At 33.6% G+C, this 13,042-nt stretch carries 15 protein-coding genes; 9 read left to right on the forward strand and 6 right to left on the reverse strand.

Features of this window, described 5'->3' with window-relative positions:
• Positions 1–39 precede the first annotated feature (39 nt).
• A complete protein-coding gene (locus SD960_RS16230; RefSeq protein WP_318804756.1) occupies positions 40–1,179 on the forward strand; it encodes a DinB family protein in 1,140 nt (379 codons plus the stop codon).
• A 61-nt stretch (positions 1,180–1,240) separates the two neighbouring features.
• Here the strand turns inward: SD960_RS16230 and SD960_RS16235 are convergent, their stop codons facing one another.
• The 5 genes from SD960_RS16235 to SD960_RS16255 form a co-directional block, all read right to left on the reverse strand.
• A complete protein-coding gene (locus SD960_RS16235) occupies positions 1,241–1,798 on the reverse strand; it encodes a hypothetical protein (RefSeq protein WP_318804757.1) in 558 nt (185 codons plus the stop codon).
• Positions 1,799–1,885: 87 nt separating this feature from the next.
• Positions 1,886–2,788, reverse strand: a complete 903-nt coding sequence (locus SD960_RS16240; RefSeq protein WP_318804759.1) for a PhzF family phenazine biosynthesis protein — start codon at positions 2,786–2,788, stop codon at positions 1,886–1,888.
• A gap of 128 nt (positions 2,789–2,916) precedes the next feature.
• The gene (locus SD960_RS16245; RefSeq protein WP_318804760.1) at positions 2,917–3,198 is read right to left on the reverse strand and encodes a hypothetical protein; all 282 of its coding nucleotides are present in this window, start codon (positions 3,196–3,198) and stop codon (positions 2,917–2,919) included.
• A gap of 12 nt (positions 3,199–3,210) precedes the next feature.
• On the reverse strand, positions 3,211–3,657 hold the full coding sequence (locus SD960_RS16250) for a protease complex subunit PrcB family protein (protein WP_318804762.1): 447 nt from the start codon (positions 3,655–3,657) through the stop codon (positions 3,211–3,213).
• 145 nt (positions 3,658–3,802) lie between these two features.
• The gene (locus tag SD960_RS16255; protein ID WP_318804764.1) at positions 3,803–4,255 is read right to left on the reverse strand and encodes an SLATT domain-containing protein; all 453 of its coding nucleotides are present in this window, start codon (positions 4,253–4,255) and stop codon (positions 3,803–3,805) included.
• Between the two features lie 254 nt (positions 4,256–4,509).
• On the opposite strand from SD960_RS16255, the gene SD960_RS16260 reads away from it, so the two are divergent.
• Both SD960_RS16260 and SD960_RS16265 read left to right on the forward strand, forming a co-directional pair.
• A complete protein-coding gene (locus SD960_RS16260; protein ID WP_318804766.1) occupies positions 4,510–4,677 on the forward strand; it encodes a hypothetical protein in 168 nt (55 codons plus the stop codon).
• A gap of 70 nt (positions 4,678–4,747) precedes the next feature.
• Positions 4,748–5,290 carry a hypothetical protein gene (locus tag SD960_RS16265; protein ID WP_318804767.1) on the forward strand — a complete coding sequence of 181 codons (543 nt, stop codon included), beginning with the start codon at positions 4,748–4,750 and terminating at the stop codon, positions 5,288–5,290.
• Positions 5,291–5,443: 153 nt separating this feature from the next.
• On the opposite strand, the gene SD960_RS16270 is transcribed toward SD960_RS16265, so the two are convergent.
• Complete coding sequence (locus tag SD960_RS16270; protein ID WP_318804768.1) at positions 5,444–6,055, reverse strand: DapH/DapD/GlmU-related protein; 612 nt, start codon at positions 6,053–6,055, stop codon at positions 5,444–5,446.
• 249 nt (positions 6,056–6,304) lie between these two features.
• Between SD960_RS16270 and serS the strand changes: the two genes are divergently transcribed.
• The 6 genes from serS (at position 6,305) to proC (ending at position 13,015) form a co-directional block, all read left to right on the forward strand.
• Complete coding sequence (serS, locus tag SD960_RS16275; RefSeq protein WP_042563533.1) at positions 6,305–7,576, forward strand: serine--tRNA ligase; 1,272 nt, start codon at positions 6,305–6,307, stop codon at positions 7,574–7,576.
• Between the two features lie 66 nt (positions 7,577–7,642).
• On the forward strand, positions 7,643–9,424 hold the full coding sequence (locus SD960_RS16280; protein WP_318804770.1) for a tetratricopeptide repeat protein: 1,782 nt from the start codon (positions 7,643–7,645) through the stop codon (positions 9,422–9,424).
• A 77-nt stretch (positions 9,425–9,501) separates the two neighbouring features.
• The gene (locus SD960_RS16285) at positions 9,502–9,813 is read left to right on the forward strand and encodes a DUF4286 family protein (RefSeq protein ID WP_318804771.1); all 312 of its coding nucleotides are present in this window, start codon (positions 9,502–9,504) and stop codon (positions 9,811–9,813) included.
• A gap of 205 nt (positions 9,814–10,018) precedes the next feature.
• Positions 10,019–10,804, forward strand: a complete 786-nt coding sequence (gene rsmA, locus SD960_RS16290; protein WP_115844993.1) for a 16S rRNA (adenine(1518)-N(6)/adenine(1519)-N(6))-dimethyltransferase RsmA — start codon at positions 10,019–10,021, stop codon at positions 10,802–10,804.
• On the forward strand, positions 10,788–12,137 hold the full coding sequence (gene mgtE, locus SD960_RS16295; RefSeq protein ID WP_318804773.1) for a magnesium transporter: 1,350 nt from the start codon (positions 10,788–10,790) through the stop codon (positions 12,135–12,137). Before rsmA ends, mgtE begins: the two co-directional genes overlap by 17 nt.
• A 101-nt stretch (positions 12,138–12,238) precedes the next feature.
• Positions 12,239–13,015: a pyrroline-5-carboxylate reductase gene (gene proC, locus SD960_RS16300; RefSeq protein WP_318804775.1), complete on the forward strand. Its 777-nt coding sequence runs from the start codon at positions 12,239–12,241 to the stop codon at positions 13,013–13,015.
• The last annotated feature ends 27 nt before the right edge of the window (positions 13,016–13,042 follow it).

Here is a 13,042-nt window from a genome sequence, read left to right on the forward strand (position 1 = left end):
AAACAGTATATATTTACAAAAAATTGTTAAAATATAAAAATGAAAAAAATCATAATACTATTCCTGTTTTTAGGTTTAATATCGGCAAAGGGTCAAACACAAAGAGTTATTTCCAGCCAATGGATGGTTTTTCGCCAAACCATAGATATTCAAACTACTGTAAAGAAAAAGTTTAAAGTAATTGCTTCGGCAAAGGTAGATTCTAACGATCCAAAAGCCTGGGCAGGTATTTTTGCAAGAGTTTTTAATAAAAATGATGAAGATGGTTTTTCTGACAATATGTACGACAGGCCAATAAAATCAAAAGAATGGCAAACTTATACTGTGGAAGGAACGATTGATGAAAACAGTAAAATATTGAATTTTGGTGGGGTTTGTGAATTAAACGGAAAGTTTTATTTTGATAAGTTTCAATTATTTATTGAAAATGAAAAGGGTGTTTTTGAACCGGTAACCATTTTAAATTCAAGTTTTGAAACACTTGCAACCAATACAGATATCCCAAAATGGAATTTGGGTAATTCTAAACAAAAAAATGTAAAAGTTAAAGAATTTAAAATTTCCTCTGATAAATCAAGCGTTGATGGAAAATATGCACTATTGATTGAAGGAAGTGGCATAGTCGTTAAAGAAAGTGGAAAAATAGGAAACGTTCCGGGAGCTTCACCAAAAATTGCCGACATGATTTCGATGCTGGAAGACCTTAAAGATCGTGTTGAGGAAACGGTTAAAAATATGGATCAATACGAAATTGATTATTTGCATGACGAAAAAGCAAACCGAATTGGCGCACTTGTAATGCATTTGGCTGCAGCCGAAAAATACTATCAGGTTTTTACTTTTGAAAACAGAGAATTTAACGAAGAAGAAAAGAAGAAATGGGAGAAGGCTTTAAACCTCGATCAGGGCGCGCGCGATGAATTTAAAGGGCATGATATTCAATATTATCTGGATATTTATAATGAAGTAAGAGCCAAAACCATTTCGGAATTAAAGAAAAGAGATGATGCCTGGTTTGCAGAAGTTCAAATGAAATACGACGTAAGCAATCAGTATTGCTGGTTTCACGTTATGGAACATCAGTCAAGTCATTTAGGGCAAATTTTGTTCCTGAAGAAAAGAATTCCGCCTCAGCAGGAACCAATGCAAAAAGTATTGGAACAAGAGATTAAGAAATAGAATTTGGGATTAAAAAAAGGAGGTGTTAATGCCTCCTTTTTTATATTCAATTGTTAGTTTATCAAATAATTCTAAGCTTAAAATATTCATTTACAAATGATAATATAATTAAGAAGATGGAACATAATAAAAAGCTTATCAGATTAAATTTTAGACTGAAATGATGTTTTTTCGAACTTTTGCAGACTAAAAAGAAAAGAAAGCAACAAACAATAATCGATACGGTAAGAAGACCAATGCCAAGTGAAAGTCCAAATCTTCCTTCATCATTTGGACCCAATAAATTTGCCAAACCAGCCCAAAATCGCATTGTAAACGGAAAAAGTAAAAAAGGATATAATTCTTTTTTAGGATATTTGTTTAGCAGAAAGTAAATTACAATTGCTTGAAAAATGGTAAACAGAGGTCCGGCCATTGTTATAACATTTCTATTCCATTCATGTTTGTATTCTCCGGAAATTACATTTGCAGAGTTTAGGTTCATTGTCATTTTGTTTCCAAGAATTTCTCCCGTACACCAATGTGCTAGTTCATGAAATAGTGTGCTTAGAAAAACAGCAATAAGAATAAGTAAAATGTATTTTAAATCTATTTTGTTATGGGCATTGCTTTTGGTCATTTTTTAGTGGAGTGGCTTTTTAGTGTTAGTTTAAAATTTGTTTTTGATTTTATAAATTAACACATAATAATTGTAAAGTTGTTCTTGTTATATATAAAGTTCTCCTTTCATCGTAATAATCGAAGAACCGCCAACGAGAATATCTTCTTCACGATTCATAACTTCAATCATTGAGGCCTGTTTTAATTTTACACCTTGCAGAATTTTATATTCTTTCTCTGATTTGGTGAATTTCTTTTGTGTTAAAAATCCAATTAAAGGCCCGGCAGCCGTTCCTGTTGCAGGATCTTCATATATTCCGATTATAGGGTTAAAAAACCTCGTTTCAACTATATGTTCCTGCTTTTCATCGGCAATCGTAAAACAATAAAAGCCTTCAAATTTGTATTCTCTTGAAATCTCCATTAAAAGCTGATTGTCAGGAATGCAGCTATTGAGTATTTCACTGTTTTTTATAGGAACCATTGTGTGTGCTACTTCTGTTTTTACAATTGTTGGCACAAAAGCATTCACATCTAAATCTTCAATTTTTAGACCCAATGCTACCGCAATTCTGTATGTTGGGATTTCGTCTTTGATTACTGCCGATTTTTGATGCATTTGCACTACCGGATATTGTGTAACCGGATCAAAGCTCACCGTTAACGGTATTGGTGAATTTTTCATAATCACAAACGGATCACTTTCATTCTGCTCTTCAAAAATGGGCATTTTTTTTAGCAAAGCACCACAAACGGCACCCAATAAATTATGTCCGGCACCATCAATTTCGATTCCTGTAGGTGTAAAGGAGCGAACTTTTAATGCTTTTTTCTTTGTAGAATAATAAACAAACGAAGTTTCAGAATAACCAAATTCTTTGGAGATATTTTGATACACTTCTAAGTCTAAATCTCCATTTGTAAAAACAACCGACAACGGATTTCCCTTGTAACTTTTATTAGAGAATACATCTAAAACGTAGTATTGTAAGGTGGTTCTGTTTTCCATTATTTATCTTTTTTTTTGATTGGATCCTTTACTCTGAAAGTTAGTATTTTTTTGCCAATCAAAGTTACAACTAATACTGTTAAATATTTGCTACGTCTTGATTAGTAATATTTTAAATTTTAAAAAGATTATAACATGTTTAGTATCAGTCTTAAAATCCATAAAAACATCATAAATAACAAAATGGAAAACTGAACTTTATTTACTTTTTGGTTTCCAAACTTCTTAACGACAAAGCGATCAAGCACCATAAATAGAAAAAGCGGAATTAAACCTAACAAAATATAAATCCCCATTAATCCGTCTTGTGCGGAATTTCCCGTTATGAGAATGATAGCATAAATTAACCCCACAATAATAGAGATGATTCCTATTATAAAAAATGGCGTTAGATTTTTTAGAAGATTCATTTGGTTGGTTATTTATTTAAAAACGACTTTTTTTCCTGTTTTTGGTATTTTAACAATGTGAAAAGGTTGCGTTATGACGGCGTTAATACCTCCTGGTTTTAATTGTTCAACGGTAATAAATATACTATTATTGTTTTGTGTAATTTTGGTAATGTCTATAGAATAGCCGCCATAATTACGAACTTCATCAATAACAACTATTACCTGATATTTTGTAAAATCAATAGTCGCATCAGGAAAATAATAATTAGTATCACTAAAAGGATTCATTTTTGAAATTAAATCACTCCATGTTTGCTGATCTTTTATCACTAGATTTTCTTTGGTATTGCCATAATTTCCGTTAAAATGATCACCCTGAAGAACTGTTGAAAAATCTAAATCTGCGGTTTCTGAATCAGCGTTGTCGCAACTTGCAAACAAAAATAAAATGCTTAAAATGGTAATAATCTGTTTCATGGTTTTTGGTTTTAAGTGATGAGAATTGGTTTCAATACTTATGCTAATCTCCTTGTAAACAGATGTTTGTTTTTTTGAAAGGTTGCGTTTGGTTTAGGTTTTTTACCTATTTCAGTATTTTAAAGGAAATTGTAAAGTAGTATAATCATTCTTCATCATTATCTGAATTTTCAATTATGACTTTTTGAGATTCTAAGATTTCCTGAAAATTTAAGAAATGTGCCTCTTTGTTTTTTTCATATATATCAGGATTTTTATCAAAATCAAAACAAATTCTATCCCTTAGTCTTCTTAATTCAAATAATAAAAGATTATTACTTTTTCCTTTGTCTTTAAAGTTGAATAATCCTTCAATTGCTGCCAATACTGTAATTGCAGCACTAATTATTAAAACATAATTATCTGGATTAAAATTAATTAAATCTGAATTTGTTATTCTCCAGCCAGTAATTACTGTAACGGTAGCACCTGCAATAAAAACAATAATTTTTGTTAAACGGAAAAGAAAAATATTAATGTTTTTTTTGCCTTTAATGCTATCTATTCTTTTTTCAATGTCATAATATAACAGATCGTCTTTTAGTTTTGTGGTTTTCATGTTTTTCAATTTATTATTTATAGTTGCCAAAAAATATTTTGTAATTAGTTCATTAATAGTTTAAAATACTTTTGAATTTATATGTCTTTAAAATGCCTTATATTTAACTAATTTATTTACAAACAAGTATATTAATAAATTAAGATTTTTTACCAAGTATTTATACGGAATTTTCAAAAGAGAATAAATGCAAAATATACTTTACAATGTCATTATTTCTCCGAAATTTGCAAAACCAAGTAAAGAAGTAAACCATGGCTAAAGGACCCGAAAAAAACACCAAAAACAAGGCTTTGCATACCAAATTGCTCAATCGGAAAAAAGCTAAACTTCAGGAAGAAAAGAAGGAACGCGCCTTGCGATTGAAAGCTTTAGTGGCTAAAATGAATGAAAAGAAGAATTCGGCTGGTGATGTTATATAAAACCAGATTGTATTTCTTTTCTGTTTTTATTTAATCGAGATTTGCATTCAAAACATCAAAACAAAACGTAATGGAGGAATTCGGTAGAATAATAGTTTCTGAAACGGCAATGAACAGTGAAAATCTTCAGGATGTGATTCATTCCAATATTTCGGTAATCAATTTAATGCGTGAAGAAGGTGTCGATGACGAATTTATTCATGAAGATGCTTTAATGAGTTATTATCTCGATTATTATTGGTCGCAATATGCCGAAGGAAATTTTGCCCAATTTGTCTATAAATCGGCTTGGAACAAAGAACTAAACGAATTGATTGAAGAAGGTTTGGCTTTAATTGGCGCCGAAAAACATTTGGAATTGTTTCAGCAGCAAAGCAAAAAAGTCAAATTGATGAGCAGCGTAAAGCTGGCTAAATTCTTAAAAGGAAAATTAGAAGGCGTAAACCCAATTCGGGATTCATTGAACAACGATACTTTTTATGAATTGGAAGAAAACTTGCTTACGCTTAATGCTAATTTCCTAAAAAATCACCCAGATTTTGAAGTGCTTTCTGTTGATGATATGTTTGCCGCTTTGGAGGAATATGTCGGACATGAGATTAAGAGAGCTTAAGTTTTCTACCAAATTGTTTCGCAAAGTTTCACAAAGAATCCACGGAGATTCATAAAGTTTTATTTAAAGTCGCTAAGTAGATTTTCTATGCAGCTCTGCGGAAAACTTTGTGAACCTCAGTGTAAACTAACATTTGCTTTTCAATTTAAAAAATTATTTCATTACAACCTGTTCAATCAGTTCAAGTCTTTTTACAATCGAGTTTTTAGTTAAAATTGTTCCCGGAGACAATACGGCGTTAGCGCCAATTCTGGAATTATCGCCAATTAGCGATCCGAATTTATCAGAGTTGGTTTCAATGATTTCCGAATTATAAAGCACCGAAATTTTCTTTACAGCTCTCTCATTATAATGATTGGCAGCAATCGAACCGGCTTCAAAATTAATGTTTCGGCCAATAATACTATTTCCGATATAATTGAAATGTGCCACAGTAGTTTCTGAACAAATAATACTGTTTTTGATTTCGCAACCCGGACCAATTTTTACTGATTTATCTAAGTAAACACCTTCTCTAAAATAAGCATTCGCCCCAACATGACAATTTTCGCCAATAATAGCAGGCGATTTTATAGTAACATTGTTTTCTATTACTGCAGTTTTGTGAATGGCAATATTATTTTCAATTACAAAATCAGCACTTAAATCTAAAATCATTTTTTCGATTCTGTTTTTAAGATCATTGGTTATTTCCCAAGGTGCTAATGAGGAAGAATCTTTGAAAGTTGCAGAGAAATTTTCGATAAAATCGTCGATATGGATCATTGTAATTTTTTAATTGCAATTTACTTAATTCTTTTTGTTTCATGGATAATTCCGCAAAGCTTCACAGAAATTTCACAGAGATTCGCGAAGTAATATTTAAAAAAACTTTGTGTATCTCTGTGTAATCTTTGCACACCTCTGCGGAATAACCAGATAATAACTTTTACAGTAAACTTTGTCGTATTCTTAGCAAACATTTCCTTAAATTTGCTTCCTTTATATAAAAATACTAGTTATAAACACAAAGCTATGTTACAAATCGCATTTATTAGAGAGAATCAGGAAAAAGTAATCAAGGCTTTAGCAAAACGAAATATCGATGCTAAAAGCGTTGTTGAAGAAGTGGTGCAATTAGACGAAACTCGTCGCGCAACACAAGTAGAATTAGATAATACTTTAGCCGAATCTAATAAATTGTCCAAAGATATAGGCGAATTAATGAAAGCGGGTGAGAAATCTAAAGCCGCAATATTAAAAGAAAAAACCGTTTCATTAAAAGAAAAAAGCAAAGAATTGGGCGAAAAAGCAGAAGCTTTGGCTGTCGAATTAACCAATAAATTATACACTTTACCAAATCTTCCGGCTGATATTGTCCCTGAAGGAAAAACTCCGGATGACAATTTGAATGTTTTCCAGGAAGGTGATATTCCGGTTTTGCACGAAGGTGCACAGCCACACTGGGAATTGGTAAAAAAATACGACATCATCGATTTTGAATTGGGTGTAAAAATTACAGGCGCAGGATTTCCGGTTTATAAAGGAAAAGGAGCTCGTTTACAGCGCGCTTTAATCAATTATTTTCTAGATAAAAATACGGCTGCAGGTTACAACGAAGTTCAGGTTCCGCATTTAGTAAACGAAGCTTCAGGTTATGGAACAGGACAATTGCCGGATAAAGAAGGGCAAATGTATCATTCAACAATTGATGATTTATACTTGATTCCAACTGCCGAAGTTCCGGTTACGAATTTATTTAGAGATGTTTTATTAAGCGAAACTGAATTACCGGTTTTATACACCGCTTATACGCCATGTTTCCGTCGTGAAGCAGGTTCTTACGGAGCGCATGTGCGTGGATTAAACCGTTTGCACCAATTTGATAAAGTAGAAATTGTACGCGTTGAACATCCGGATAATTCTTATGCAGCATTAGACGGAATGGTGGAGCACGTAAAAGATATTTTAAAAGAATTGAAATTACCATACCGCGTTTTACGTTTATGTGGGGGCGATATGGGTTTCACATCGGCTTTGACTTATGATTTTGAGGTGTTTTCTACAGCACAGGATCGCTGGTTAGAAATTAGTTCAGTTTCTAACTTCGAAACTTTTCAGGCCAATCGATTGAAATTACGTTTCAAAGACAAAGACGGAAAAAACCAATTGGCACACACACTTAACGGAAGTTCATTGGCTTTGCCAAGAGTTTTGGCCGGAATTTTAGAAAATTACCAAACACCGGAAGGAATTGTAATTCCAGAAGTTTTACGCCCTTACTGCGGATTTGATATTATAGATTAACTTTATAGTTAAACCTGACGGGTTTTAAAACCCGTCAGGTTTTCTAAAACCCACAAAAACTGAAATATGAAAAACATCTTTGTCTATATCGTTTTGTTGTGGTCGACTTTTGCAATATCCCAAAATGAGCAATTAGCTCAATATTATTACGATAAAGGCGATTTTGAAAAAGCAAAAATAGCTTACGAACAGCTTTTAAACAGTTCGCCATCCAACACCCAATATTTTTTAAGAACGGTTGAGTCTTACCAGCAATTACAGCAATTTGATGTAGCTCAAAAAGCAATACAGGAAAGATACAATCGTTACAAACAAGGTGTTTTTTTAGTGGAATTGGGTTATAATTATCAACTTCAAAAAAACGATTCAAAAGCCAAAAGTTATTACGAACAGGCAATCGAAAAAATCAAAACAAGTCCGAATGATGTTTACGGAATTGGAAGTTCGTTCGAGAAAAAAGTATTACTGGAATATGCTTTGAAAGCCTATGAAACAGCAATGCAGATTCAGCCCAATTACAATTTTAATTTTCAGATAGGAATGTTGTACGGTCAGCTAGGAAAAACCGATACAATGATTGATCTTTTATTGACAGAATCCTATAAAAATCCGCAGAACTCCAATTTGATTCAAACGCAATTGTCCCGCTTTATGCAGGGTGAAACAGATAATACAGCTTTTAAAGATGCTATGCGAAAAGCATTAATTCTGAAAACCCAAAAAGATCAGGATGTTTTCTGGAATCATTATTTGAGTTGGTTTTATGTTCAGCAAAAAGAATTTGGTAAAGCCTTTATTCAGGAAAAAGCCATTTACAAACGTGAACCGGAATCGTTGATGAGTATCGTCAATCTGAGTCAGTTTGCAATGAATGAAGATGACGACGAAACTGCAACTGAAATTCTGAATTTTATTATGCAAAACACCAAAGATGTCGATTTATTGATTCAGACGAATGCTTATTTGATGCAGATTAAAATTGATAATGCACCCGAAAAAGATTATCCGTTAATCAATACCGAATTGCAACAATTGCTCGCCACTTATGATATAACTCCTTTTAGCTTATCTTTGCAAATAATTCAGGCGCATTTCCTGGCTTTTAATCTGAAAAAACCTGAAGAAGGCAAGACGATTTTAAAAAGAGCTTTAGAACTCAATTTAAATGATTATCAAAGAGCTGATGCTAAAATGGAATTGGCTGATATTTTGCTTTTGGAGGAAAAGTTCAATCAGGCACTAATTTATTATTCGCAAATTCAGTTGGATTTAAAGAATGATGTAATGTCGCACGAAGCGAGTCTAAAAGCCGCAAAAACAAGTTATTTTAAAACCGATTTTGAATGGGCTTTAAAACAATTTAAAGAATTAAAATCGGCAAACACGCAATTGATTGCCAACGACGCTCTTGAATATTTTTTATTGATAAATGATAATACCGTTGCCGATTCGACACAAACGGCATTAAAGCAATTTGCCAAAGGAGATTTTTTAATTTATCAGAATAAAAAACCGGAAGCAATTGCACAGTTTCAGAACATTCTAAAGTCGTTTAAAGGACAGGAAATTGAAGCTGTTACAATGTTGCGTTTAGGTAAAATCTATGAAAGTCAAAAAGATTATAATTCGGCTTTAAGCCAATACCAGCAGATCATTGACAATCATAGCGACGGAATTTATATAGACGAAGCGCTGTTTTTTTCGGCAGAAATTTACAACGACGAACTAAAAGATATAGAAAAGGCAAAACCTTTGTATGAGAAGGTAATTTTTAATCATCAGGACAGTATTTACTTTGTTGATGCCAGAAAAAAATACCGCGAGTTGAGAGGAGACAAAAATTTATAATTCAGATTTCAGACCTTAAGATTTCAGATTTCTACAAGAATCTAAAATCTAAAATCTAAAATCTAAAATCAAGAAAAATGATTATTTACAACGTTACCACAAATATACACGAAAGCGTTCACGACCAATGGTTAAAATGGATGCAGGAAAAACACATACCGGAAATTCTGGCGACAAACAAATTCTCTTCAGCGCGAATTGTAAAAGTTTTGGTTGAAGAAGAAATGGGCGGAATCACGTATTCGGTTCAATATGTTACCGACAGCAAAGAAACTTTAGACCAGTATTATATTGAAGACGAACCCGAATTTCACAGAGAAGCTTTGGGATTGTTTGCCGATAAAATGCTTTCTTTCAGAACTGAACTTGAGGTTATTTCGGAACATTAAGATTGCCCACAGATTAAACGGATCAAGCGGATTTAAACTGATTTTTAGATTTTTAAAATTTGCGATAATTTGTGTAATTCGTGGCAAAAAAATAGAACTTTGTGGCTTTGAGTCTTTGTGGCAAAAAAGAGAAAAAATAAACTTTGCGCCTTAGTGCCTTCGTGGCAAAAAACCATAGTGCCTTTGCGGCAAACAAAAATATAAAATGGAAAAAGTAAAAGCCAAAAAACATTTAGGACAACACTTCCTGAAAGACGAAAGTATTGCAAAAGCGATTGCAGATACCTTGAGCTTAAAAGGATATGATGAGGTTTTAGAAATAGGACCAGGAATGGGTGTGTTGACTAAGTATTTGCTTGAAAAGCCAATAAATACGCACGTAATCGAAATTGATACCGAATCGGTAGTGTATTTGGGTGAAAATTATCCAAAATTAAAAGATCAGATTATCTCTCAGGATTTTCTGAAGTACAATATCAATGAGGTTTACAAAGACAAACAATTTGCTATAATTGGGAACTTTCCATACAATATTTCGACTCAAATCGTTTTCAGGACTTTAGAGTTCAGAGATCAGATTCCGGAGTTTTCAGGAATGTTTCAAAAAGAAGTAGCAGAGCGAATCTGCGAGAAAAAAGGCTCAAAGGCTTACGGAATCTTATCCGTTTTAGCGCAGGCTTTCTATATTACTGAGTATTTGTTTACTGTTGACGAAAATGTTTTTATTCCTCCGCCCAAGGTGAAATCGGGTGTGATGAAAATGACCCGAAAGGAAGATTACAGTCTTCCGTGTGGTGAAAAGTTGTTCTTTACGGTAGTGAAAACTGCTTTTCAGCAAAGACGAAAAACATTACGTAACAGTTTGAAAACATTAAATTTAACTGATGATTTGCGATTAGACACTATCTTTGATAAACGTCCCGAGCAACTTAGTGTAGAAGAATTTATTGAACTGACTCAAAAAATAGAAGCCGATGGAGTTCAAAGTTAGCAAAGAATTAATACACCAATTAGAAGAGCACATTGTTAGCAAAAACGACAAAGAACTTGAAGTTTTACTTAACGATCTGCACCATGCCGATATTGCCGAGATCCTGGATGAACTGGATTTCGACGAAGCAACTTATATTTTCAGGGTTTTAGATAGTGATAAAACTGCAGAAATTCTTCTTGAACTGGAAGATGATTTGCGTGAAAATATCTTAAGCCGACTTTCGCCAAAAGAAATTGCAGAAGAGCTTGATGAGCTTGAAACCAATGATGCGGCCGATATTATCGGTGAACTTTCGCAGGAAATCAAAGCTGAAGTAATTTCGGAAATGATTGATGTCGAACACGCAAAAGACATTGTCGATTTGTTGCGTTACGACGAAAATTCTGCGGGTGGTTTAATGGGAAAAGAGTTAGTAAAAGTCAATGAAAATTGGAATGTATTAACTTGCGTGAAAGAAATGCGTATTCAGGCCGAAAATGTTTCCAGAGTACATTCTATATATGTGGTTGATGATGAAAATCGCCTTAAAGGAAGATTATCACTTAAAGATTTATTAACAACATCCACCAAAACCCAAATTGGCGATATTTATATTCGAAAATTAAACTTCGTAAACGTCGATACCGAAGATGTTGAAGTAGCGCGTATCATGCAAAAGTACGATTTGGAAGCCATTCCGGTTGTAGATGAACTTGGTCGTTTGGTGGGAAGAATTACCATTGATGATATCGTAGACGTAATCAAAGACGAAGCTGATAAGGATTACCAGTTGGCGGCGGGTATTACACAAGACGTTGAATCTAATGACAGCGTTCTGGAACTGACAAAAGCGCGTTTACCGTGGCTTTTAATTGGTATGGTAATCGAAATTGTAGCTTCTTTTGTTTTAAAAGGAAACGAAGAGATATTTAAACTGCATTCTACCTTAATTATTTTTGTGCCTTTACTTTCGGCAACAGCAGGAAATATTGGGGTTCAGGCATCGGCAATTGTGGTACAAGGTTTGGCAAACGGAACTTTGAAAGAATTTAGCCGTGGTTATTTTACGAAGGAAATTACCGTTTCGATGATTTCAGGAAGTATTATTTCATTGCTTTTATTGGGCTATCATTCGATTATGTACCAACAATATTTGGTGGGATTTGCGATTTCAATTTCGATGATTGTTGTTATTTTGTTTGCTGCAACTTTAGGAACTTTAGTACCACTTTTTCTTCATAAAAATAAAATTGATCCTGCTATTGCAACCGGTCCGTTTATCACAACAACCAATGACGTTTTTGGAATTATGCTCTACTTTGGAGTAGCCAAACTGATTCTTGGATTCTAAGTTTTTTGCAACAAATTAATAGATTACAGTGATTTAAGATCTCTAAAATCTGCGTAATTTGTGGCTGAAAAATATGCTATTAACCAGCCAAAAAATAAGCAATGAAAGTACACATAATAGGAGGAGGAAACCTTGGGGTTTCTATTGCCTTGGGAATTGCAAAATTTTCTAAAAACAATCAGGTTACAGTAACGAGAAGAAACATTGCCAGTATTCAGTATTTAACTGAATTTGGAATCACGGTTTCTAACGATAACAAACATAATATTCAAGAAGCTGAGGTAGTAATTTTAACCATTAAGCCGTATCAGGTTGATACTGTTTTGGCAGAAATTTTACCGGTAATCGCTGGTAAAACCATTGCTTCGGCAGTTAGTGGTTTGTCTCTTGAAGCACTTCAGACCAAAACAAATAATGCTTTTCCGGTTATTAGAATCATGCCGAATATCGCGGCACAATTCGGAGAATCGGCGACTTGTATTTCTTTCCCTGAAAAGGACAGAGAAAAGGCCATGCCAATTGTCGATTTGTTTCAGGATTTAGGAACGGCTCCGGTTATCGACGAAAAGTTAATGGATGCGGCAACAGTTCTTGGCGCTTGCGGAACAGCGTATGCTTTAAGATACATTAGAGCTTCAATGCAAGCCGGAATCGAAATTGGTTTTGATTCTCAAACGGCTTTGGCAATTGCAGCGCAAACCGTTAAAGGAGCTGCGAAAATGTTATTAGAGGAGAAAGTACATCCGGAACAATTAATCGACCGTGTAACAACACCTCAGGGATGCACAATCGTAGGATTGAATGAAATGGAGCATAATGGTTTCAGTTCCTCTTTAATAAAGGGAATAAAGACTTCTTTGAAACAGATAAAAGGATAATATTAAATTCCAATATTTTAAAATTCC

It is taken from the genome of Flavobacterium sp. MMLR14_040, from assembly GCF_033657265.1.
GTDB lineage: Bacteria > Bacteroidota > Bacteroidia > Flavobacteriales > Flavobacteriaceae > Flavobacterium.

Coding starts and splice junctions, on each gene's coding strand:
- SD960_RS16230 (WP_318804756.1), top strand. CDS start 40: ATGAAAAAAATCATAATACTATTCCTGTTTTTAGGTTTAATATCGGCA.
- SD960_RS16235 (WP_318804757.1), bottom strand. CDS start 1,798: ATGACCAAAAGCAATGCCCATAACAAAATAGATTTAAAATACATTTTA.
- SD960_RS16240 (WP_318804759.1), bottom strand. CDS start 2,788: ATGGAAAACAGAACCACCTTACAATACTACGTTTTAGATGTATTCTCT.
- SD960_RS16245 (WP_318804760.1), bottom strand. CDS start 3,198: ATGAATCTTCTAAAAAATCTAACGCCATTTTTTATAATAGGAATCATC.
- SD960_RS16250 (WP_318804762.1), bottom strand. CDS start 3,657: ATGAAACAGATTATTACCATTTTAAGCATTTTATTTTTGTTTGCAAGT.
- SD960_RS16255 (WP_318804764.1), bottom strand. CDS start 4,255: ATGAAAACCACAAAACTAAAAGACGATCTGTTATATTATGACATTGAA.
- SD960_RS16260 (WP_318804766.1), top strand. CDS start 4,510: ATGGCTAAAGGACCCGAAAAAAACACCAAAAACAAGGCTTTGCATACC.
- SD960_RS16265 (WP_318804767.1), top strand. CDS start 4,748: ATGGAGGAATTCGGTAGAATAATAGTTTCTGAAACGGCAATGAACAGT.
- SD960_RS16270 (WP_318804768.1), bottom strand. CDS start 6,055: ATGATCCATATCGACGATTTTATCGAAAATTTCTCTGCAACTTTCAAA.
- serS (WP_042563533.1), top strand. CDS start 6,305: ATGTTACAAATCGCATTTATTAGAGAGAATCAGGAAAAAGTAATCAAG.
- SD960_RS16280 (WP_318804770.1), top strand. CDS start 7,643: ATGAAAAACATCTTTGTCTATATCGTTTTGTTGTGGTCGACTTTTGCA.
- SD960_RS16285 (WP_318804771.1), top strand. CDS start 9,502: ATGATTATTTACAACGTTACCACAAATATACACGAAAGCGTTCACGAC.
- rsmA (WP_115844993.1), top strand. CDS start 10,019: ATGGAAAAAGTAAAAGCCAAAAAACATTTAGGACAACACTTCCTGAAA.
- mgtE (WP_318804773.1), top strand. CDS start 10,788: ATGGAGTTCAAAGTTAGCAAAGAATTAATACACCAATTAGAAGAGCAC.
- proC (WP_318804775.1), top strand. CDS start 12,239: ATGAAAGTACACATAATAGGAGGAGGAAACCTTGGGGTTTCTATTGCC.